Annotated in this window: 18 protein-coding genes and 1 riboswitch; of the genes, 12 read left to right on the top strand and 6 right to left on the bottom strand. The window is 73.2% G+C overall.

What is annotated here, in order from left to right:
- Window positions 1-62: 62 nt before the first annotated feature.
- The 3 genes from FO059_RS15110 (at window position 63) to FO059_RS15100 (ending at window position 3,288) form a co-directional block, all read left to right on the top strand.
- Complete coding sequence (locus FO059_RS15110) at window positions 63-1,421, top strand: isochorismate synthase (RefSeq protein ID WP_233266643.1); 1,359 nt, start codon at window positions 63-65, stop codon at window positions 1,419-1,421.
- A 66-nt stretch (window positions 1,422-1,487) separates the two neighbouring features.
- Window positions 1,488-2,135, top strand: coding sequence for an isochorismatase family protein (locus FO059_RS15105; protein WP_143909810.1), 648 nt, complete (start codon window positions 1,488-1,490; stop codon window positions 2,133-2,135).
- A 100-nt stretch (window positions 2,136-2,235) separates the two neighbouring features.
- A complete protein-coding gene (locus tag FO059_RS15100) occupies window positions 2,236-3,288 on the top strand; it encodes a YncE family protein (protein ID WP_143909809.1) in 1,053 nt (350 codons plus the stop codon).
- A gap of 72 nt (window positions 3,289-3,360) precedes the next feature.
- Here the strand turns inward: FO059_RS15100 and FO059_RS15095 are convergent, their stop codons facing one another.
- The 5 genes from FO059_RS15095 to FO059_RS15075 form a co-directional block, all read right to left on the bottom strand.
- On the bottom strand, window positions 3,361-4,134 hold the full coding sequence (locus FO059_RS15095; RefSeq protein ID WP_233266642.1) for a sulfite exporter TauE/SafE family protein: 774 nt from the start codon (window positions 4,132-4,134) through the stop codon (window positions 3,361-3,363).
- Window positions 4,135-4,154: 20 nt separating this feature from the next.
- Window positions 4,155-5,129 carry a hydroxymethylglutaryl-CoA lyase gene (locus FO059_RS15090; protein ID WP_143909808.1) on the bottom strand — a complete coding sequence of 325 codons (975 nt, stop codon included), beginning with the start codon at window positions 5,127-5,129 and terminating at the stop codon, window positions 4,155-4,157.
- Window positions 5,129-6,337 carry a CaiB/BaiF CoA transferase family protein gene (locus tag FO059_RS15085; protein WP_143909807.1) on the bottom strand — a complete coding sequence of 403 codons (1,209 nt, stop codon included), beginning with the start codon at window positions 6,335-6,337 and terminating at the stop codon, window positions 5,129-5,131. The genes FO059_RS15090 and FO059_RS15085 overlap by 1 nt, the downstream gene beginning before the upstream one ends.
- Before the next feature lie 63 nt (window positions 6,338-6,400).
- Window positions 6,401-7,723, bottom strand: coding sequence for a lipase family protein (locus FO059_RS15080; protein WP_143909806.1), 1,323 nt, complete (start codon window positions 7,721-7,723; stop codon window positions 6,401-6,403).
- A 198-nt stretch (window positions 7,724-7,921) separates the two neighbouring features.
- On the bottom strand, window positions 7,922-9,292 hold the full coding sequence (locus tag FO059_RS15075; protein ID WP_143909805.1) for an FAD-dependent oxidoreductase: 1,371 nt from the start codon (window positions 9,290-9,292) through the stop codon (window positions 7,922-7,924).
- Window positions 9,293-9,548: 256 nt separating this feature from the next.
- Here FO059_RS15075 and FO059_RS15070 point away from each other — a divergent pair, with 256 nt between their 5' ends.
- The 8 genes from FO059_RS15070 (at window position 9,549) to FO059_RS15035 (ending at window position 17,597) form a co-directional block, all read left to right on the top strand.
- Window positions 9,549-10,046 carry a rhodanese-like domain-containing protein gene (locus FO059_RS15070; RefSeq protein ID WP_143909804.1) on the top strand — a complete coding sequence of 166 codons (498 nt, stop codon included), beginning with the start codon at window positions 9,549-9,551 and terminating at the stop codon, window positions 10,044-10,046.
- 123 nt (window positions 10,047-10,169) lie between these two features.
- Window positions 10,170-11,393, top strand: coding sequence for an O-succinylhomoserine sulfhydrylase (locus FO059_RS15065; RefSeq protein WP_143909803.1), 1,224 nt, complete (start codon window positions 10,170-10,172; stop codon window positions 11,391-11,393).
- Between the two features lie 78 nt (window positions 11,394-11,471).
- Window positions 11,472-11,608, top strand: a riboswitch (cobalamin riboswitch).
- Between the two features lie 74 nt (window positions 11,609-11,682).
- Window positions 11,683-12,606 carry an ABC transporter substrate-binding protein gene (locus FO059_RS15060; protein WP_235671094.1) on the top strand — a complete coding sequence of 308 codons (924 nt, stop codon included), beginning with the start codon at window positions 11,683-11,685 and terminating at the stop codon, window positions 12,604-12,606.
- 65 nt (window positions 12,607-12,671) lie between these two features.
- Entirely contained in the window at window positions 12,672-13,679 is a 1,008-nt protein-coding gene (locus FO059_RS15055) for a FecCD family ABC transporter permease (protein ID WP_372497863.1), read from the top strand.
- Window positions 13,680-13,738: 59 nt separating this feature from the next.
- Window positions 13,739-14,626 carry an ABC transporter ATP-binding protein gene (locus FO059_RS15050; protein WP_143910802.1) on the top strand — a complete coding sequence of 296 codons (888 nt, stop codon included), beginning with the start codon at window positions 13,739-13,741 and terminating at the stop codon, window positions 14,624-14,626.
- Window positions 14,623-16,041: a bifunctional adenosylcobinamide kinase/adenosylcobinamide-phosphate guanylyltransferase gene (locus FO059_RS15045; RefSeq protein ID WP_143909802.1), complete on the top strand. Its 1,419-nt coding sequence runs from the start codon at window positions 14,623-14,625 to the stop codon at window positions 16,039-16,041. The genes FO059_RS15050 and FO059_RS15045 overlap by 4 nt, the downstream gene beginning before the upstream one ends.
- 147 nt (window positions 16,042-16,188) lie before the next feature.
- Entirely contained in the window at window positions 16,189-16,728 is a 540-nt protein-coding gene (locus tag FO059_RS15040; RefSeq protein ID WP_143909801.1) for a nuclear transport factor 2 family protein, read from the top strand.
- On the top strand, window positions 16,725-17,597 hold the full coding sequence (locus FO059_RS15035) for an LLM class F420-dependent oxidoreductase (RefSeq protein ID WP_143909800.1): 873 nt from the start codon (window positions 16,725-16,727) through the stop codon (window positions 17,595-17,597). The genes FO059_RS15040 and FO059_RS15035 overlap by 4 nt, the downstream gene beginning before the upstream one ends.
- Window positions 17,598-17,612: 15 nt before the next feature.
- On the opposite strand, the gene FO059_RS15030 is transcribed toward FO059_RS15035, so the two are convergent.
- On the bottom strand, window positions 17,613-18,434 hold the full coding sequence (locus FO059_RS15030) for an SDR family oxidoreductase (RefSeq protein ID WP_143909799.1): 822 nt from the start codon (window positions 18,432-18,434) through the stop codon (window positions 17,613-17,615).
- Between the two features lie 181 nt (window positions 18,435-18,615).
- Between FO059_RS15030 and fgd the strand changes: the two genes are divergently transcribed.
- Window positions 18,616-19,632: a glucose-6-phosphate dehydrogenase (coenzyme-F420) gene (gene fgd, locus FO059_RS15025; RefSeq protein WP_143909798.1), complete on the top strand. Its 1,017-nt coding sequence runs from the start codon at window positions 18,616-18,618 to the stop codon at window positions 19,630-19,632.
- Window positions 19,633-19,653 lie beyond the last annotated feature (21 nt).

Raw genomic sequence — 19,653 nt, 5'->3', positions numbered from 1 at the left:
ACGACCCTGCACTGCTGACGACACCGCCGCCGGGACTCCGGCGTGCGACGACAGGAGACGCGATGACCATCCCCACCGCGACGACAAACCCCAACGCAATGACAGACCCCACCGCAATGACAAGTCCGGCTGCGACGGACCCGGACGCCGGATCGCCGGCGGGCAGCGGATCGCCGACGGGCACCGGGGCGGGCCCACTCCCGGATCCGGCGGCCCTGCTCGACGAGTACACCCCGGGCGACTTCTACTTCTCCACCGACAGGTACACGATGCTGGGCGCGGGCGGGGTCCATGTGGGCGCGGCAGTTCCGTCAGCCGCGAGCGGGGATGCGGTGCGCGCCGCGCTCCGCGAAGCCGGGCCCACCGGGGGCCGCCCGGCGCGGGTGGTCGGCGCGGTCCCGTTCGACACGTCGCGGCCCGCGCGGCTGGCGATCCCGGAGCGACTGCGGATCATCGGCGGGGGCGACAGCGGCGGACCGGCGGAGCACGGGCACGAGGGGCGCGGGCAGGCGGAACGGTCCGGCGTGGGCGCGCGGGGCGAGCTCGAGGCGTTCAGCGTCACCGCCGTGCCGAGCCCGGAGGACCACATTGCCGCCGTCGACGAGGCGCTCAGCACCATGCATCGGTCCCCGGAGCTGCACAAGCTCGTCCTCGCCCGGACGCTGCACCTGCGGCCGGGGGAGGCCGTCGATCCGCTGCGCGTGCTGCGCATCCTGGCGCGCCGGCACCCCGAGGCCTACACGTTCGCCGCGGAGATCCCGGGCGGGCCCGAGGGCGGTCCGCGCGCGCTGGTGGGCGCGAGCCCCGAGCTGCTGGCGGCGCGCCGCGGCGACGCGGTGCGCTCGTGCCCGCTCGCCGGATCCGCGGCGCGCAGTGCGGATCCCGCAGAGGACCGCCGTCGCGCGGAGGCGCTGCAGGCGTCGGCCAAGGACCAGGTGGAGCACGCCATCGTGGTCGACGCCATCGCCGAGTCGCTGCGCCCGCTGTGCCGCACCCTCGAGGTGCCGCGGCGGCCGGAGCTGGTCGCGACCCCGACGATGTGGCACCTGGCCACCCCCATCGCCGGAACGGTCGCCGACGCCGCGATCACCGCGCTGGACCTCGCGCTGGCCCTGCACCCCACCCCGGCGATCTGCGGCGCCCCCGCGGCGGCGGCGCACGCGGAGATCGGCAGGATCGAGGGCTTCGACCGCGGCTTCTACAGCGGCTTCGTCGGCTGGTGCGACGCGCGCGGCGACGGCGAGTGGGCGATCGCCATCCGCTGCGCCGAGGTGGACGCGGCCGGCGCGCGGCTGTTCGCGGGCGGCGGCATCGTGGCCGGGTCCGATCCCGCCGCCGAGCTCGCGGAGACCTCCGCGAAGTTCCGCACCATGGTCGACGCCATCGACGAGGCGGTGCGCGCCGCCCCCGTGCGCGGCTGAGACCCGCGCGCCCATCGCACGCAGACCCCGACACACGCCCCCGGCAGAGACGGAGCCACACAAGCCATGGCGATCCCCGCGATCACCCCCTACTCCACCCCCGACGCGGACCCGGGGGCCAACCGCGCCGCCTGGCGCCCCGAGCCCGGCCGCTGCGCGTTGCTCATCCACGACATGCAGAAGTACTTCATGGACGCGTACGACCCTGCGCAGGAGCCTGTTCCGGAGCTCTATCGCAACATCGCGGCGCTGCGCACCGCGTGCGCCGAGCAGGGCATCCCCGTGCTGTACTCGGCGCAGCCCGGAGGTCAGGACCCCGCGCGGCGGGGGCTGCTGGCCGACTTCTGGGGCGACGGGATGGCCGACGACCCCGCGCAGACGCGCATCGTCGACGAGCTCGCCCCCGCGCCGGGCGACGTCGTCATCACCAAGTGGCGCTACAGCGCCTTTCAGCGCACCGAGCTGGCGGACGTGCTGCGGTTCCAGCGGCGCGACCAGCTGATCATCACCGGCGTGTACGCGCACCTGGGGTGCCTCGCCACCGCCTGCGAGGCATTCATGCGCGACATCCAGCCGTTCTTCGTCGCGGACGCGACGGCCGACTTCACGGCCGACGAGCACCGGATGGCGGTGGACTACGCGGCGCGCCGCTGCGCCGCGGTGACCACCACCGCGCGCCTGGTGGACGCGCTGACCCCGGCGTTGCAGCACTGACCCTGCCCGCTGCTTCAGCGGCGCGGGACTCGTCACCTGCACACGCCCTTGCACCGACACACACCTTTTCAATCACACTGGAAGAGAAGAGAACACACTGATGCACAGCACAAACAAGACGGCGACGCGGGTGCGGCGGATGCTCACCGTCGCCGCCGCCGCGGGCCTGGTCACCGCCACCGCCGCGCCCGCGCTGGCCGCGCCAGGCCCCGCGGGTTCACTGGGCTCGCCGGAACCGTCCGTGCTCGACACGCTGCAGGTGGGCGACGGCAACTACGAGGTGGCCGTGGACCCGATCCACAACCGCACCTACCTCGCGAGCCCCGGTGCGAAGGCGGTCACCGTCCTGGACGCCACGACCAACGCGACGCTCCAGACGATCGAGCTCGAACACGCGCCGTACGGCGTGGCCGTCAACCCGATCACGCAGACCGTGTACACCTCGGACACGCGCGACAGCACGGTGACCGTCATCGACGCGGCGACGAACTCCGTCACCGGCACGATCGACGCGGGCCGGGGCCATGGCATCGAGGTGGACCCGGTCCGCAACCTCGTCTACCTGACCGTTCCCGGTGACTCCGCGGTGCAGGTGATCGACGGCGGGACCAATGCGGTGGCCGCCACGGTGCCGACGGGCGACACCCCGGTGCAGATCGCGGTGGACTCGGCGCGCGGCAGCTACTGGGTGTCCACGACGGGTGACGCCACGGTGACCGAGTACTCGTCGGCGACCAACGAGAAGATCGCGTCGGTGACCACCGGCGAAGGGCCGCAGAACATGTACCTCGACGCGCTGCGCGGCAAGCTGTACGTCGACGCGTTCAAGGCGGGCACCGTCGACGTGGTGGACGTGAACACGGACGCGGTGGTCGACAGCATCGAGGTGGGCGCGCAGCCCATCGGCATCTCCTGCAACCCGGTCAGCGCGGTGTGCGTGGTGCCGCACCTGACGGCCAAGGGCGACGGCGGCAAGGGCAGCACCGACCCGAACGACCCCGGTCGCGTGTCGGTGATCGACGCCGACGCGGGCACCAAGACCGCCGAGCTGCACATCGGCGGCGTCCCGCTGGGCGTCGGCTACAACCCGCTGACCTCCACCGCGTTGGTCACCGACCGTGGCAGCGCGAACGTCGCGGTGATCGGCGCCTGACACGCCCGGCTCGAACGATGGCCGCTCCGGCGCCGACGGGATCCCCCTCGGCGCCGGAGCTTTCGCACATCGTTACGCGGTCGCCGCGAGGTATGGCGCCAGCACGAGCAGCGCGACGATGAGCGCGCGCTTGAGGGTGCGGGTGGGGAGGGCGTGCGCTATCCGCCAGCCGAGGAACACCCCGGCCAGCTCCGGCACGCCCACGAGCAGCGCCAGCGGCCAGTCGATGGCGCCCTGCGCCGCGTAGCCGACCGAGCCGACGGCGGCGATGACGATGGATTGCGCCTGCGCTGCCGCAAGGGATTCGAGCACGGGCACGCCGCACGCGATCAGCAGTGGCACGGCCAGCATGGGGCCGCCGATGCCCACGATCCCGCCCGTGACGGCCACGACGGCGCCGATGCCCGCGATGGCCGCCGTCCCCGGGTGGTGTTCCGGCACGGGGGCGGCCGCGTGATCGGCGGCCGCACGCCCGACGCCGGCGCGCTCCCGGTACCACAGCAGCAGCGCGACGGCCGCGACGACGACCGCGAGGACGTAGCCGAACGCGCGCTGGGACAGGTGCGCGTTGACCAGGACGCCCAGCGGAGTGCCGACCGCGGCGGCAGCGGCGAGGATCAGCGCCGTGCGGCGGATGTGGGGACGCCGTAGCTGACCGGACCGCGTGAACGCCGCGGTGCCCGCGATGCCGGTGGCGACGTGCGTGACCAGGGCGGTGCCCGCCACGACCGGTGCGGACAGCCCGGTCAGCGCGAACAGCCCGATCGTGGGCAGCACACCGCCAGGGCCCAGCGCCGTGATGCCGACGCCGCCGGCCAGGCTGATCAATGCCAGGCCGACGAGCACCGCGGGGCTCAGGCCCGCGATCAGGTGGCGGCGCCGGTGATCGGGGAAGCGCGCTTCCTGTCCCCGGCGCGCAGCAGGTTGCTCGCGCCGGGCTTGCCGACGATCTCCTCCGCGAGCGCCGCGGCGGCGAGCGCGGCGTCCAGGTCGATGCCGGTGCCCACTCCGGAATCCGCCAGCAGGTAGACGAGCTCCTCGGTGGCGATGTTGCCGCTGGCCCCGGGCGCGAACGGGCAGCCGCCGAAGCCCCCGATCGCCGCGTCGAGTTCGGTGACCCCCGCCTGCACGGCCGCCCACGCGCACGCCAGGCCCGCGCCGCGCGTGTTGTGGAAGTGGGCGCCCAGCGTGAGGTCTTGCGCGGCGGGCGCCCCGCGCTCCCGGCCGGCCTGCGGAGCGAGCTCGGCCCGTATCCGGTCGATCAGCGTGGTGACCCGGCCGGGCGTGGCGGTGCCGATCGTATCGGCCACCGCCAGCGAGTCGGCGCCGCGCTGCAGCGCCCCGGCCGCCACGCGGAGAGTGCGTTCCGGGTCGGTGGGGCCGTCGAACGGGCAGTCCCACGCGGTGGCGATGATGACCTCGAGCCGCCCGCCCGCGTCGTGCACGATCCGCGCCACCTCGGCGGTGCGCTCGAGCGCCTCGCCGGTCGTGGCCTTGACGTTGGCGAGGCTGTGCCCGTCGGCGGCGGAGACGACGTACTCGACGGCCGTGACGCCCGCGTCCACCGCGCGCCGCGCACCGCCGGGGCTCGCCACCAGCGCGGAGAACTCCGGCCCGTCGTCGCCGAAGGCCCGTGCTGCCGCGGCCATCCCGGCGGCGTCGGCCATCGCGGGGACCGCGCGCGGGGAGACGAACGCGGTCAGCTCGATGCGGGGGACACCCGTGGCCACGAGGGCCTCGAGCAGCCGGACCTTCGCGTCGGTGGCCACCGGGGCCTCGTTCTGCAGGCCGTCGCGCAGGCCGACCTCGCGGATGCGCACGCGCCGTGGCAGTGCACCCATCAGATCGCGCCCTCCTCACGCAGCGCCGCCCGCTGCTCCTCCGAGTATCCCAGCAGCCCGGCGTAGACGTCGTCGTTGTCGCGGCCCGGCTCGGCCGACCCGGCCGTGCGCACGGAGCCCGGGGTCGCCGACAGCTTGGGCACCACCCCCGGACCCAGCACGGATTCGCCGATGCGGGCGTCGTCGTGCTCGACGAACATCCCGCGTGCGCGCAGCTGCGGGTCCGCCACCACTTCGGCCACCGTGTTCACCGGACCCACCACCACCTGGGCGTCGATGAGCTCGTCGATGACGGCGCGGGCGGTGCGCCCGCCGGCCCACGCGCCGATGATCGCGTCGAGCTCGTCCTGATTGCGCCCGCGTGCCAGGTGGTCGCGGAACCGCGGGTCTTCCGCCAGCCCGGGCCTGCCGAGCGCCCCGCACAACCGCCGGAACAGCGTGTCCTGATTGGCGGCGATCACCACCCACTTGCCGTCGGAGGTCCGGTAGATGTTCGACGGCGCGATCCCGTCGAGCCGCGTGCCCGACGGGCCGCGCACCACGCCGCCGCGGTCGTAATCGGGGATCGTCGACTCCTGCACCGCCAGACACGCCTCGGTGAGCGCCACGTCCACCACCTGGCCGCGCCCGGTGGACTGGCGGGCCAGCAGCGCCGCGAGGATCCCCTGCGCGGCGAACATGCCCGCGAGCGTGTCGCCGATCGACAGCGACAGCCGCGGCGGGGGCTGGTCCGGATAACCGTTGAGGTGCCGCAACCCGCTGACCGCCTCGGCCACCGACGCATACCCGGGGCGGCCGGCGAGCGGGCCCGTCTGGCCGTACCCGGACACGCGCGCGAGCACGATGCCCGGATTGCGCGCACTGAGCACGTCGTAACCGAGGCCCCAGCGCTCGAGCGTGCCCGGACGGAAGTTCTCCAGCACCACGTCGGCGTGCTCGACCAGGTCCAGCAGCACGCTGCGGCCAGCGTCGCCGCGCAGGTCCAGGGTGATCGACCGCTTGTTGCGGGCGTGCACCGTCCAGAAGAACCGGTGCCCGTCCTGCTCCGCGTTGCCCCACGTGCGCAGTGGGTCGGGACGGTCGGGTGCCTCCACCTTGATCACGTCGGCGCCCATGTCGCCCAGCAGGCGGCCCGCGAAGGGGCCGGAGATCAGCGTGCCCAGCTCGAGGACGCGGTAGCCGTCGAGTGCGCCGGGGGTGTCGGTCACCTGGTTGCCTTTCGTCCGGGTCGCCCGTTGCGGGCCTTCCCGACGATTCTGGCAGGCGGGTGGTCAGGCGGGGCAGTCCCCGGCGTCGGGGACCCCCGCCAGACGGTCGTTCATCCACGCCAGCGCCTCCGGCGCCGCGATCGGCATGGCGGCGATGTGGTTGACGAGCGGGGCGAGGTCGGGCGTCGGATAGTCGCGGAACGTCACGGGGCCGCCGAGCGAGCACCAGCCGGCGACCATCGCACGGACGGTGCGGGCGGGGACGATGTCGTCGCTGTCGCCGGTGACGACGAACACCGGGACGCCGGGCCGCAGCGTGCCGATGGTCTGCTCGGCGACCACCGACTTGATCGGCTCGGTGGACAGTAGCGACTCGATGGGGAGACCGGAGGCGGTGAACTCCGAGCTGTGCGCGCCCCCGAACTCCTCCTCCGTGTCCGTGGTGCACTGGGTGGCCACGTCGCGGAGCATCGCGCGGCCCCGGTCGTTGAGCTGGGCGTCCACGGCCGGGACGACCTGCGGGTAGTCGGCCTCGAGCCCGTTGATGGCGTAGCCGATGGCCCCGGCCAGCCGGCTGCCGTCGATCTTGGTGGTGGTCACGGCCAGGTTCGCCGGCGGCGCGCCCGCGAACGCGCCGCGGACCCCCAGGTCCGGCGCGTAGGAGTCGACCTGTTCCGCCGCGGAGGCGACGGCGCCGCCGCCCTGCGAATACCCCCACAGGCCCACGGGTGCGTCGGCGGGGATCTCGGGATCGTGCAGCCTCTTGGCGGCGCGGCCCATGTCCAGCACCGTGTGCGCCTGGGACAGCCGGTTCGCGTAGGTGTGGATGCCGGGGGTGCCGAGGCCCTCGTAGTCGGTGACCGCGACCGCGTAGCCCTGCGCGAGGAACACGGCCGCCTGGGCCAGATTGTCGACGGAACCGCCGCCGGGCATCCGCCGCGACGGCGCGCACTGATCGCCCTGGCCCTGGGTGCCGGGCGCGACCACCACCAGCGGGCGCGGACCGGGCCGGGTCCACGGCATGTCCGGCGCCATGACGGTGCCGCTGACCGCGATGGGTTCTCCGTGCGTGTCGTCCGACCGGTAGAGCACCGTGGCGGCGTGCACGGGCAGGTCGAGGCCGGCGAAGTCGATGGTGGCGGGCCGCTCGCGCAGCACGTCGCCGGGCCGGGTGCCGGCGAGGTCCACCGGCGCGTCGTAGAAGGCGTCGGGCACCGTCTGCGCCGGCGTGTCCGTGCGCGACCCGGCGAGCAGGTCGTTGAGGGCGGTCTCCGGGCCGGCCGCCGCCGCGGGTGCGGCCAGCGCCGCGGCGACCGTGATGACGGCGCCGAGCGTCGTCAACGGTGCCGCTAAACGGGCGAGCGTCCGTGGGAATCGCGTGCGCATCCGGGATCCTTCCGCCGGGCACGTGGTGCATGTGCTGGGGCGATCCGCCGGAATGGACCGTCTATGTCGTGCCGCGTCTCACGGTAACGGAATTCTGGACGTGTGTTCGTGAAACGCGTGGAAATGCGGGTGCGGGCGCTGCGCCCGCCCCGGCACCGTGACCGGGTGCCGGGGCGGAGCGGGCCGTATGAGGGGGACTCAGGAACCGTGCGAGGCGCGGAGCATGTCCTCGCGTTCGACCACCTTGACGCGCTCGCGGCCCTCGTCCTCGCCGAGCCCGCGCTCGTAGGCGTCGAGCTTGTACCAGCCGTCCCACGTGGTGTACGGGTGCTGCTTCGCGTCGAGGAACTCGATGATCGCGTCCTGCGTCGCGTTCTCCGGCTGCGGCAGCCGGCCCGCGTCGAAGTCCTCGATCAGGCATGCGACGGTCTCGTTGGCGTCGCCCTTGGTGGAGCCGATCAGGCCGACCGGTCCGCGCTTGATCCAGCCGGTGACGTACGTGGCCGGGAAGTGCGCGCCGTCGTCGCCGGTGACGCGGCCGGCCTCGTTGGGGATCGTGCCCGCCTGCTCGTCGAACGGCAGCTTGGCGATGTTCTGCGACAGGTAGCCCACCGCGCGGTACACCGCCTGCACGGGCCATTCGTTGAACCGGCCGGTGCCGCGCACGTTGCCGGTGCCGTCGAGTTCGGTGCGCTCGGTGCGCAGGCCGGCGACCTTGCCGTCCTCGCCGAGCACCTCCACCGGGTTCTCGAAGAAGTGCAGGTGGATGCGGCCCCGGCTCTCACCCGGATCGCGCAGCGCGTAGTCCTGGATGATGTTGGCGACCTGGTCGACGATCTTCGAGTTGCGCCGGGCCGCCTCGGAGGCCTCGTCGTAGTCGATGTCCTCCGGGTCGACGATGACCTCGATGGTCGGCGAGTGGTTGAGCTCCTTGAGCTCGAGCGGGGTGAACTTGGCCTGCGCCGGGCCGCGTCGGCCGAACACGTGCACGTCGGTGGCCCTGTTGGCCTTGAGCCCGTCGTAGACGTTGGCGGGGATCTCGGTGCGCAGCAGCTCGTCGCCGGTCTTGGCCAGCACGCGCGCCACGTCCAGGGCCACGTTGCCCACGCCGAGCACCGCCACCGACTCGGCCTCCAGTGGCCACTCGCGCGGTACGTCGGGGTGCCCGTCGTACCAGGAGACGAAATCCGCCGCGCCGTAGCTGCCGTCGAGCTCGATGCCCGGTATGTTCAGCGGCCGGTCGGCGTTGGCGCCGGTGGAGAAGATCACCGCGTCGTACATCGCGTGCAGGTCGTCGAGGGTGACGTCGCTGCCGTAGTCGATGTTGCCGAGCAGGCGCACCTGCGGCTTGTCGAGCACCTTGTGCAGCGCCGAGACGATGCCCTTGATCCGCGGGTGGTCCGGGGCGACGCCGTACCGGATGAGGCCGAACGGGGCGGGCATGCGCTCGAAGAGGTCGATGCTCACGCCACAGCCACAGGTCGCGGTATCGGATTTCATCAGGGCGTCTGCGGCGTAGATGCCTGCAGGCCCTGCTCCAATGATTGCGACACGCAGTGGACGATTCACTTCAAACCCTTTTGTCGAGTTGGCGTATGTATGGACATTCCAGTCTAGGGCACCGAAGCCTTACCTCTGTGATGGAGGTGACACTTGTCTCCCGTCGGAAATCGCGTGATCGGCGACACTCCTGCGCGACGCGTCGACGTCGCCGGACAGACCCTGCGATGCGAGTTCCATGCGTGCGGTGACAGACTGGATCCGCCCCACCCCGACGCGCGAGGTGCGGGGTCTTGACGGGATTCACGGGCGGGAGGCTTCGGCGATGGCGGATCGGACGGACCCGCAGGTGAACGGCTATGCGGGCGACGTGACGCCGTCTCGTGCGTGGGAGATGCTGGGCGAAGACCCGCGCGCCGTCCTGGTGGACGTGCGCACCGGCGCGGAATGGCAGTTCGTGGGCGTCCCCGACCTGTCGCCCCTGGGGCGCCGCACGCGCTTCGTCGAGTGGATCGACTTCCCCTCCGGGGCGCCCAACCCCCGATTCGGTGAGCAGCTGCGCGCCGAGGTCGAGGCCGAGCGCGGGGCGGATGCCGTCGCCGACACGGACGCGACCGGGACGGATGCGCCTGAAGCGTCGGCGCCCATCCTGTTCCTCTGCCGCTCCGGGCAGCGTTCCATCGGTGCCGCCATCGCGGCCACCGGGGCGGGCCTGGGGCCCGCGTTCAACATCCTCGAGGGATTCGAGGGCGGGCTCGACGGCCACGGGCACCGTGGCGGCGCCGGCTGGCGCGCGGCGGGTCTGCCCTGGTGTCAGTCCTGACCGCTTCCGACCCAGCGGCGGCCGCAGTACCACGTCCATCCTCGGCGCCGCGCTCCTGACACCCACAGTTCTTCCCGGCCTGCCGAGGCGGCCGGGCCGACCCGCCCCACGGAGGCAGCGACGATGTCCGATCAGCCCGCGCACGACCAGCACGCATCCCGGCTCCCGGACGGCGTGCGCCCCGCCACCGTCGGCATCCGCGGCGGCGTGATGCGCTCGCAGTACCAGGAGACGGCCGAGGGGCTGTACCTGACGTCCGGCTACGTCTACGAGAGCGCCGAGGCCGCCGAGCGTGCGTTCACCGGCGAGGACAAGCGTTTCGTCTACTCGCGTTACGGCAACCCCACGGTGGAGATGTTCCAGGAGCGGATGCGGCTGCTCGACGGCGCCGAAGCCTGCTACGCCACCGCCACGGGCATGTCCGCGGTGTTCACGGCGCTGGCCGCCCTGTGCGGGAGCGGCGACCGGCTCGTCGCGTCGCGCAGCCTGTTCGGCTCGTGCTTCGTGATCTGCAACGAGCTGCTGCCGCGCTGGGGCGTGGAGACGGTCTTCGTCGACGGCACCGACCTGGACCAGTGGCGCGAGGCGCTGTCCAAGCCCACCAAGGCCGTCTTCTTCGAGACCCCGTCCAACCCGATGCAGGAGATCGTCGACGTCCGGGCCGTCTCCGAGATGGCGCACGCGGCCGGCGCCACCGTCGTCCTCGACAACGTCTTCGCCACCCCCGTTCTGCAGGACAGCTTGGAACTGGGCGCCGACGTGACGGTGTACTCCGGCACCAAGCACATCGACGGCCAGGGGCGCGTGATGGGCGGGGCGATCCTGGGCTCCGAGGAGTTCATCGGCGGCCCCGTCAAGCACCTGATCCGCCACACCGGCCCGTCGCTGAGCCCGTTCAACGCGTGGACGCTGGTCAAGGGGCTCGAGACCATGGCGATGCGCGTGGAGAGGATGGCGGCGAGCGCGCTGGAGATCGCGGAGCTGCTCGAGGCCCACGAGGCGGTCAAATGGGTCAAGTACCCCTTCCTCCCGTCCCACCCGCAGTACGAGCTGGCCCGCACGCAGATGACGGGCGGCGGCTCGGTGATCACCTTCGAGCTGGACGCGGCGGCGGGGCAGGGCAAGGCGCGCGCCTTCGAGTTCCTCAACAGGCTGCGGATCCTCGACATCTCCAACAACCTGGGCGACGCCAAGTCCATGACCACCCACCCGGCCACCACCACGCACCGCGCGATGGGGCCGGAGGGGCGCGCCGCCATCGGGATCACCGACGGCGTGGTGCGGCTGTCCGTGGGCCTCGAGGACGTGCGCGACCTCAAGGAGGACATCGCGCAGGCCCTCGGCTGACGTCCGGGGGACTCCCCCCCGCCCGAGCGCACTGCAGCCGGGGAGCACGCGCCCGGCGGGTACCATTCCATCCGACCGGCAATGCCGGTTGCCGTGGGTATCAGTGAAGTCCGGTGCGAAGCCGGCGCTGTCCCGCAACTGTGAAGCCGATGCCGTGCGCGTGCGCCCGGTGCATCGGATGAGCCAGGTCAGCTGGCCCGCGGCCACGTAGCTCCTCGGATGAAGGATCGGCTCTGTGCTTCGAAACCCGTACTCCCCGCATGTTCACGCCCGTCACCGGCGTCGCGCCGTGCTCCGCATATTGGCCTTCGTCGCCGCGCTGCTGCTGGGCGGGGCGCTCGCGGCGTGCGGCTCGGGCGCGGGCGACCCCGGCGGCGGGGCGGGTGCTTCGGGCACGGCGGGGGCATCGGGCACCGCAGGGGCGCCCGCGTCCCCGGAAGACGCCCCGCAGCGGATCGTCTCGCTGAGCCCGTCGGCCACCGAGATCCTGTACGCGGTGGGAGCGGGCGACCAGGTGGTGGCCGTCGACGACCAGTCGAACTTTCCGCAGGGCGTGCCCACCACCGACCTCTCCGGTTACACCCCCAACCTGGAGGCCGTCCTGGGCTACCAGCCGGACCTGGTGGTGTTCTCCGACGACGACGGCGACCTCGCCTCCGGCCTGGACAAGGTGGGCGTGCCGTACCTGAAGCTGCCCGCGCCCGGCGACATCGAGGGCGCTTACGAGCAGTTCGCGCAGGTCGGCGTCGTCACGGGGCACGCCGACCAGGCGCACGAGCTGGTGGGAGCGGTGCGCGGGCAGATCTCCGCGGCGATCGACACCGCGGGCGGCGCGGGCCAGGGCCTCAGCTACTTCCACGAGCTCGACCCGACGCTCTACACGGTCACGTCAGAGTCGTTCATCGGGCAGATCTACTCGCTGTTCGGGCTGGAGAACATCGCCGACTCGGCGTCTGCGGCGGGCGCCTACCCGCAGTTGCAGTCGGAGTTCGTCGTCTCGGCGAACCCGGACCTGATCTTCCTGGCCGACGCCGAGCCGGGCGGTGAGTCCGCGGCGTCGGTGGCGCAGCGCCCCGGTTGGGCGGGGGTGACCGCCGTGCGCGACGGGCAGGTGTACGCGCTCGACGACGACACCACCAGCCGCTGGGGGCCGCGGATCGGCGAACTGGCACAGCACATCGCGCAAGTCCTCGCGGACCGGCCGGGCACGTGACCGCGACGACGGCCCGCCCCGGCGGGGCCGTCGCGCACGTGGTGGGAAAGCGTCGGGCGGCGGTCATCATCGGCGCGGCGATCGCGGTGACCGCCGCGATCCTGCTCATGGCCACGCTCGTCGGCGCGTCGGGCCTTTCCCCCGGGGCCGTGCTGGCCGAACTGGCCGATGCCCTGCCGCTGGTGCACGTGGATTCCGGCCTCTCCGCACAGCAGCATGCGATCCTCTGGCAGATCCGCCTGCCACGCGTGGTGCTCGGCGCGCTGGTGGGCGCGACGCTCGCCGTGGCCGGTGCGGCCTACCAGGGCGTGTTCCGGAACCCCTTGGCCGACCCGTACCTGCTGGGCGTCTCCAGCGGGGCGGGGCTCGGCGCGACGGTGATGATCATCGCGGGGGCCTCGGGCGCGGGCATGGGCTCGCTGGGCGTGCCGGTGGCGGCGTTCGCGGGCGGCATCGTCGCGGTCGCCGCCACCTATCTGCTGGGCCGCAGCGTGGGCGGCGGCCGGGGCGAGGTGGTGATCATCCTCGCCGGCGTGGCCGTGGCGGCCTTCGCCAACGCCGCGCAGACCTTCGTGCAACAGCGCTACCAGGACACGCTGCAGAGCGTGTATTCGTGGCTGCTCGGCAGGCTCAGCACCGACGGCTGGTCCGACGTCACGCTGGTGCTGCCGTACGTCGCGGTGACGATCGTGGTGATCCTGCTGTTCCGGCGCACCCTGGACGTGATGTCGGTGGGCGACGTCGAGGCTGCGAGCCTGGGCATCCGCCCGGCGCGGGTGCGGCTGCTGCTGGTGGCGGTGGCGACCCTCGGCACGGCGGCGGTGGTGAGCGTGAGCGGGCTGATCGGGTTCGTGGGGATCGTGGTGCCGCACGCCGTGCGCCTGGTGGCGGGGCCGGGGCACCGGCTCCTGCTGCCGCTGTCGGTGCTGGCGGGCGCGGCGTTCCTGGTGCTCGCCGACGTCGTGGCGCGCACGGTCCTGTCGCCGGCCGAGCTGCCCATCGGCGTCGTGACGGCGGCCATCGGGGCGCCGTTCTTCCTCGTGGTGCTGCGGCGGGGCAGGGGGATGCAATGACGGCGGGGGACGCTTTCGCGGGGGACGCTTTCGCGGGGGACGCTTTCGCGGGGGACGGTATGGCGGGGGATGCTGTGGCGGGGAGCGCTCTGCCGGGGAATGCGGCCGTCGACTGCGCGGGCCTGACGGTGGTGCGCGGCGGCGCGACGGTGGTCGACGACGTGACGCTCAGGATCGGCCGGGGCGATTGGGTCTCGGTGGTGGGCCCCAACGGCGCGGGCAAGACCACGCTGCTGCACGCGCTCGCCGGGCTGCTCACCCCCGCGGGCGGCACCGCGGCGGGCGCGTCGGTGACCGGCGTGCTGTCGGTCTCGGGCGCCGACCCGAGGAGGACGCGGCGGCGGGAGATGGCGCGCAAGGTGGCGCTCATGCCGCAGCGGCCGGTGGTCCCCGAGGGGATCACGGTGGCCGAGCTGGTGTCGCTGGGCCGCACCCCGCACGTGCCCCGTTTCGGGGTGGAATCGGCGGCGGACAAGGAGGCGGTGGCACGGGTCCTGCGGAGGCTGGACCTCGAGGAGCTGGCGTCGCGGCAGGCCGCCCGGCTGTCCGGCGGCGAGTTGCAGCGGGTGGTGCTGGGGCGGGCGCTCGCGCAGCAGCCCGAGGTGCTGCTGCTGGACGAGCCCACCAGCGCCCTCGACATCGGGCACCAGCAGCAGGTGCTGGACCTGGTGGAGTCGCTGCGCGCGGGCGAGGGGATCACGGTGGTGGCCGCGATGCACGACCTCACTCTGGCCGCCCACTACGGTCGGCGGATGGTGATGATGGCCGACGCGCGGGTGATCGCCGACGGCGGGCCGGAGGACGTGCTCGATCCGGGGCGGATCGGCCGCGTGTACGGCGCCCGGGTGGAGGTGCTGCGGCGCGGCGGCACCGTGGTGGTGCTTCCGGCGGGGCTCGCGGCGTCCGGATCCGAATCGGGGACCGCCGGCCCTGGGGCCGGGCGTTGAGCGGCGGCGAGGTGGTGCTGCTGGGCAGCGGCGCCGCCGACGGATGGCCCAACCCCTTCTGCGAGTGCGCGTCGTGCACGGCCGCGGCCCGGTCCGGGCAGGTCCGCGCGCAGACGTCGGCCCTGCTCGACGGCCGGCTGCTGCTGGACTGCGGCCCGGAGACGCCGCGCGGCGCGGTGCGGGCCGGCCGCTCGCTGGCCGGGGTGCGGCACCTGCTGCTCACCCACTCGCACCCCGACCACCTGGGCCCTGCGGCTCTTCTGTTCCGGCACTGGGCCGGCCGCCGCGAGCCGCTGGACGTGGTGGGCCCGGCGGACGTGATCGCGCAGTGCCGCCCCTGGGCGGCGCCGGACGACCCGGTGCGGTTCATCGAGGTGGCCGCCGGCGACGAGGTGACGCTGGGCGGTGACGACGGCCTGCCCTACCGGATCCGGGTGCTCGCTGCCGCGCACGCGGTGTGGAGCGAGGGCGACGCGGTGCTCTACGACGTGGAACGGGTCGGTGCGGGGCACCGGGGCGGCCCTGGCCGGATCCTGTGGGCCACCGACACCGGGCCGCTGCCCGCGCCGACGCTGCGCGCAGTGGCCGGCGCGCGGTTCGACGCGGTGTTCCTGGAGGAGACCTTCGGCGACCGCGCCGACCTGCACGGCGGGCACCTGAACCTGACGACGTTCCCCCGTGCACTGGCGGAGCTGCGGCGATGCGGGGCCGTGGGGGACGCGACGCGGGTGGTGGCGGTGCACCTGAGCCACCACAATCCGCCGCCGGACGAACTGGCGCGGCGGCTGGCCGAGTGGGGGGTGCTCATGGGAGAGGATGCGATGTCGGTGCCGTTGCCGGTGCCGGGAGCGGGGCGTCAGACGGGCGTGGAGCCTCGGCCGGGCGGCGCGCGGCCGCGCAGGACGCTCGTGCTGGGCGGCGCCCGCTCGGGCAAGTCCACGCTGGCCGAAGAGACGCTGGCCGACCGCGCCGACGTCACCTACCTGGCCACCGGCGGGCACGGGCGCGGCGATGCCGAATGGCTGGCGCGGGTGGCGGCGCACCGCGAGCGCCGGCCCGCATCGTGGCGCACCGTCGAGACGACCGACGTGGCCGGGCGGTTGCGGGCGGCCACCGGCCCGGTGCTGCTCGATTGCCTGGGCACCTGGTTGACGGCGCGCATCGACCGGCACGCGGCGTGGGACGGCGGGCCGCTCGAGCGGGTCGAGGCGGACGTGGACGAGCTCGTCGCGGCGTGGCGCGCGTGTCCCGTGCAGGCCGTGGCGGTGAGCAACGAGGTGGGCAGCGGCGTGGTGCCGGCGACCGCCTCGGGCCGGCTCTTCCGCGACCTGCTCGGGCGGCTCAATGCGCGGATCGCCGCGGAGTCGGACTCGGTGGTGCTGGTGGTGGCGGGGCTTCCGACGCGGCTGCGGTGAGCGCGCGCATCACGGCGAGGCCGGAACGGTGCAAGCATGTGCGGCGGCCGACGATCGCCGGCGGGCGCCGCGGGTTTTCCCGGACAGCAGGACCCCGGCCGCACGGCGGTACCCGCGGCGGCCGGTCGTTGTCTAGTTTCGGTCGATATGGACGTGCAACGCGACGAGTGCTCCGACCGCAGGGAGATCCACGAGGTGGTGCTGACCTACGCCCGCGGGATCGACCGGCTGGACTTCGACCTGGTCCGGTCGGTGTATCACCCTGACGCGGTCGATCATCACACCGGTTTCGAGGGCGGCGTGGACGAGTACCTCGCGTGGGTGGAGCCATTGTTGCGCAGGCGGGCTCGAGACGGCGGCGGCACGATGCACATGCTCGGCAACCATCTGGTGGAGCTGCACGGCGACATCGCGATCAGCGAGACCTATGGGACCTCGGTGCACTGGGGCGAACCCGCCGACGACCGGCGGATGAACTTCACCAGCGGCGTGCGGTTCATCGACCGCATGGAGCGCCGGCACGGACGCTGGGCTATCGCCGAGCGGTGGGCCGCCCGCGAGTGGACCCGGTCGGACGCCGGCCGGATGATGCCCAAGGAGGCCGCGGGGCCGTCCGGCGGCAGCGGCGCGGATGATCCGCTGATCCGGCTGCAGCGCAGCGTGCGCGGGGAAGGGGTGACGGCATGAAGGTGGGGATCAGCTCGCCGATCCTGGCGCTCTCGGGCAAGCGCCCCGCGTGGGAGGCGGAGGCCGGCACGTCGGAGATCGTCCGGGTGGCGCAGGCCGCCGACAGGCTCGGCTTCGAGTACATGACGTGCCCCGACCATGTGGCGGTGCCGCCGGGGCTGCCGCGCGGCGAGCAGTTCTACGACCCGCTGGCGACCTTCGCGTTCCTTGCCGGGCAGACGCGCCGGCTGCGGTTCCTGCCGTACGTGCTGGTGCTGCCCTTCTACCACCCGCTCGAGATCGCCAAGCGGTACGGCACGCTCGATCACCTCAGCGGCGGGCGGCTGATCCTGGGGTTCGGCGTGGGCAACCTGAAGGAGGAGTTCGACCTGCTCGGCAAGCCCTTCGAGGACCGCGGCCCGCGCGCCGACGACGCCCTCAAGGCGATGCGCGCGGCGCTGTCGGGGCGGCTCGTGTCGTACGAGGGGCCGTACTTCTCGTTCCGCGACATGGTGGTGCAGCCGCACGCCGCGCAGACCCATGTGCCGATGTGGATCGGCGGGCACAGCGAGCGCGCCCTGCGCAGGGCCGTCACTCTGGCCGACGGGTGGGCCCCGGCCCCGCAGGCGTTCCGCGGGCCCGACCCGGCGAAGATGCGCAGGATGCTCGACGGGCACGACCTGCCCGAGGGGTTCGACGTGGTGTTCTCGCCCAACGAGCGCCTGGACCCGCTGGCCGGGCCCGGCCAGGTGGCCGAGGTCCTCGGCACGGCGGCGGAGGCGGGCGCGACCAGGATCAACCTGACCGTGCGGCACGACTCGCTCGCCCACTACCTGGAGCAGCTCGAGGCGTTCGCGGCGGTCGCGGGCCTCGACGTCGATCCGGACTGAGCCCGGTTCGGCGCGCTACTGGAACCGCACCCCGAACTGGCGGTTCAGGATCCGTTCGCTGACCGAGTCCGGCAGCACCCGCTTCATCGCGAAGGCCACCCGCGAGCCGCCGCCCACCGCGTACAGCGGCCGGGGCCGTCGGGCGCGGATGGCGTCCATGACCTGGCCTGCGACCTCCTCGGCGGGGATGCCGGCGGCCTCGCGCGCGTCCAGGCGTGCGATCACCCGCCGGTACTGCTCCTCGAACACCGAGCCGGGCCGCACCAGGTGCGTGCGGCGTTCGCTGATCCCGGTGTTGATCGAGCTCGGCTCCACGGTGGTCAGCCACACCCCGTAGGGCGAGAACTCGGCCCGGGCGGCGGACGCGAAGGTGCGGATGGCGGCCTTGGACGCGCAGTACGACGAGCGGTAGGCCAACGGCAGGCTGCCGAGCATCGACCCGATCATGACGACGCGTCCGTAGCCGCGCTCGCGCATCCCGGGCAGCAGCAGCCGGCTCAGGTGCACCGCGCCGAGCACGTTGATCTGGAACAGCCGCTCGAGGTCCTCCGCGGGGTACTCCTCGAACGGGCCCGACTGGCTCTCGCCCGCATTGTTGACCAGCACGTCGACCGGGCCGGCGTCCGCGGCGCAGCGTTCGATGGACGCCGGGTCGGTGAGGTCGAGCGGCAGGTAGCGCACCCCGGGCACGCGGGCGTCGTCGGACAGGTTCTGCGGGTTGCGCCCGGTGCCGTACACGGCGTAGCCGCCGGCGGCGAGGGCGCGCGCCGTCGCCAGGCCGATGCCGGACGAGGCTCCGGTCACCAGTGCGGTGCGCTGCCGGTGCGGTGAGGTCATGGGGCGGTCCTTTCTGGCGCGGCGTCGTGGGCGGATCCGGAGCGCCGTCCCGTGGATTCTGGCAGCAGTGGTGCCCGTCGCGCGCGGCCGCCGGCATTCCGGTGAGCAAGTGGCGGCGGCGTGCCCGCGGGCGTCGATGGTTGAATCGAGGCGGACTGTCATCGGCGAGGAGGATCTGGACATGACGAAGCGCCCGCTCAAGCTCGGCTACAAGGCGTCGGCGGAACAGTTCGATCCGCGCGAGCTGGTGGAGATCGCGGTGGCGGCCGAGCGCCACGGGATGGACTCGGCGACGGTGTCCGACCACTTCCAGCCGTGGCGGCACGACGGCGGGCACGCGCCGTTCTCGCTGGCGTGGATGGCCGCGGTGGGCGAGCGCACCGAGCGGCTGCAGCTGGGCACCTCGGTGATGACGCCGACCTTCCGCTACAACCCGGCCGTCGTGGCGCAGGCGTTCGCCACCATGGGCTGCCTGTTCCCGGGCCGGGTGATGCTGGGCGTGGGCACCGGCGAGGCGCTCAACGAGATCGCCACCGGATACAAGGGCGAGTGGCCGGCGTTCAAGGAGCGCTTCGCCCGGCTGCGCGAATCCGTCCGGCTGATGCGCGAGCTGTGGACAGGCGACCGCGTCGACTTCGACGGCGAGTACTACTCGACGTCCGGCGCCTCCATCTACGACGTGCCCGACGGCGGCATCCCCGTCTACATCGCGGCCGGCGGGCCGGTGGTGGCCCGGTACGCGGGACGCGCGGGCGACGGCTTCATCTGCACCTCCGGCAAGGGCATGGAGCTCTACACCGACAAGCTCATGCCCGCCGTCGCGGAGGGGGCCGCCAAGAACGAGCGCAACGTCGACACCATCGACAAGATGATCGAGATCAAGATCTCCTACGACACGGACCCGGACAAGGCCCTCGAGAACACGCGGTTCTGGGCGCCGCTGTCGCTCAGTGCGGAGCAGAAGCACTCCATCGACGACCCGATCGAGATGGAGCGGGCCGCCGACGCGCTGCCCATCGAGCAGATCGCCAAGCGCTGGATCGTCGCATCCGACCCGGACGAGGCCGTGGAGCAGGTGCGCCAGTACGTGGACGCCGGGCTCAACCACCTGGTGTTCCACGCGCCGGGGCACGACCAGCGCCGGTTCCTCGAGCTGTTCGAGCGCGACCTGGCACCCCGGCTGCGCGCCCTGGGGTGACCGGCACCGTTGTGACCGGCA

The sequence above is a fragment of the Tomitella fengzijianii genome, assembly GCF_007559025.1.
Classification (GTDB): Bacteria; Actinomycetota; Actinomycetes; order Mycobacteriales; family Mycobacteriaceae; genus Tomitella; species Tomitella fengzijianii.
Note: the sequence above shows the minus strand (reverse complement) of the source record. Positions and strands in the feature narration are given on the sequence as shown.

Bases quoted from the DNA above. Each gene is read 5' to 3' on its own strand.
- FO059_RS15110 (WP_233266643.1), top strand. From the start codon at position 63: ATGACCATCCCCACCGCGACGACAAACCCCAACGCAATGACAGACCCC.
- FO059_RS15105 (WP_143909810.1), top strand. From the start codon at position 1,488: ATGGCGATCCCCGCGATCACCCCCTACTCCACCCCCGACGCGGACCCG.
- FO059_RS15100 (WP_143909809.1), top strand. From the start codon at position 2,236: ATGCACAGCACAAACAAGACGGCGACGCGGGTGCGGCGGATGCTCACC.
- FO059_RS15090 (WP_143909808.1), bottom strand. From the start codon at position 5,129: ATGGGTGCACTGCCACGGCGCGTGCGCATCCGCGAGGTCGGCCTGCGC.
- FO059_RS15080 (WP_143909806.1), bottom strand. From the start codon at position 7,723: ATGCGCACGCGATTCCCACGGACGCTCGCCCGTTTAGCGGCACCGTTG.
- FO059_RS15070 (WP_143909804.1), top strand. From the start codon at position 9,549: ATGGCGGATCGGACGGACCCGCAGGTGAACGGCTATGCGGGCGACGTG.
- FO059_RS15065 (WP_143909803.1), top strand. From the start codon at position 10,170: ATGTCCGATCAGCCCGCGCACGACCAGCACGCATCCCGGCTCCCGGAC.
- FO059_RS15050 (WP_143910802.1), top strand. From the start codon at position 13,739: ATGGCGGGGGATGCTGTGGCGGGGAGCGCTCTGCCGGGGAATGCGGCC.
- FO059_RS15040 (WP_143909801.1), top strand. From the start codon at position 16,189: ATGGACGTGCAACGCGACGAGTGCTCCGACCGCAGGGAGATCCACGAG.
- FO059_RS15035 (WP_143909800.1), top strand. From the start codon at position 16,725: ATGAAGGTGGGGATCAGCTCGCCGATCCTGGCGCTCTCGGGCAAGCGC.
- FO059_RS15030 (WP_143909799.1), bottom strand. From the start codon at position 18,434: ATGACCTCACCGCACCGGCAGCGCACCGCACTGGTGACCGGAGCCTCG.
- fgd (WP_143909798.1), top strand. From the start codon at position 18,616: ATGACGAAGCGCCCGCTCAAGCTCGGCTACAAGGCGTCGGCGGAACAG.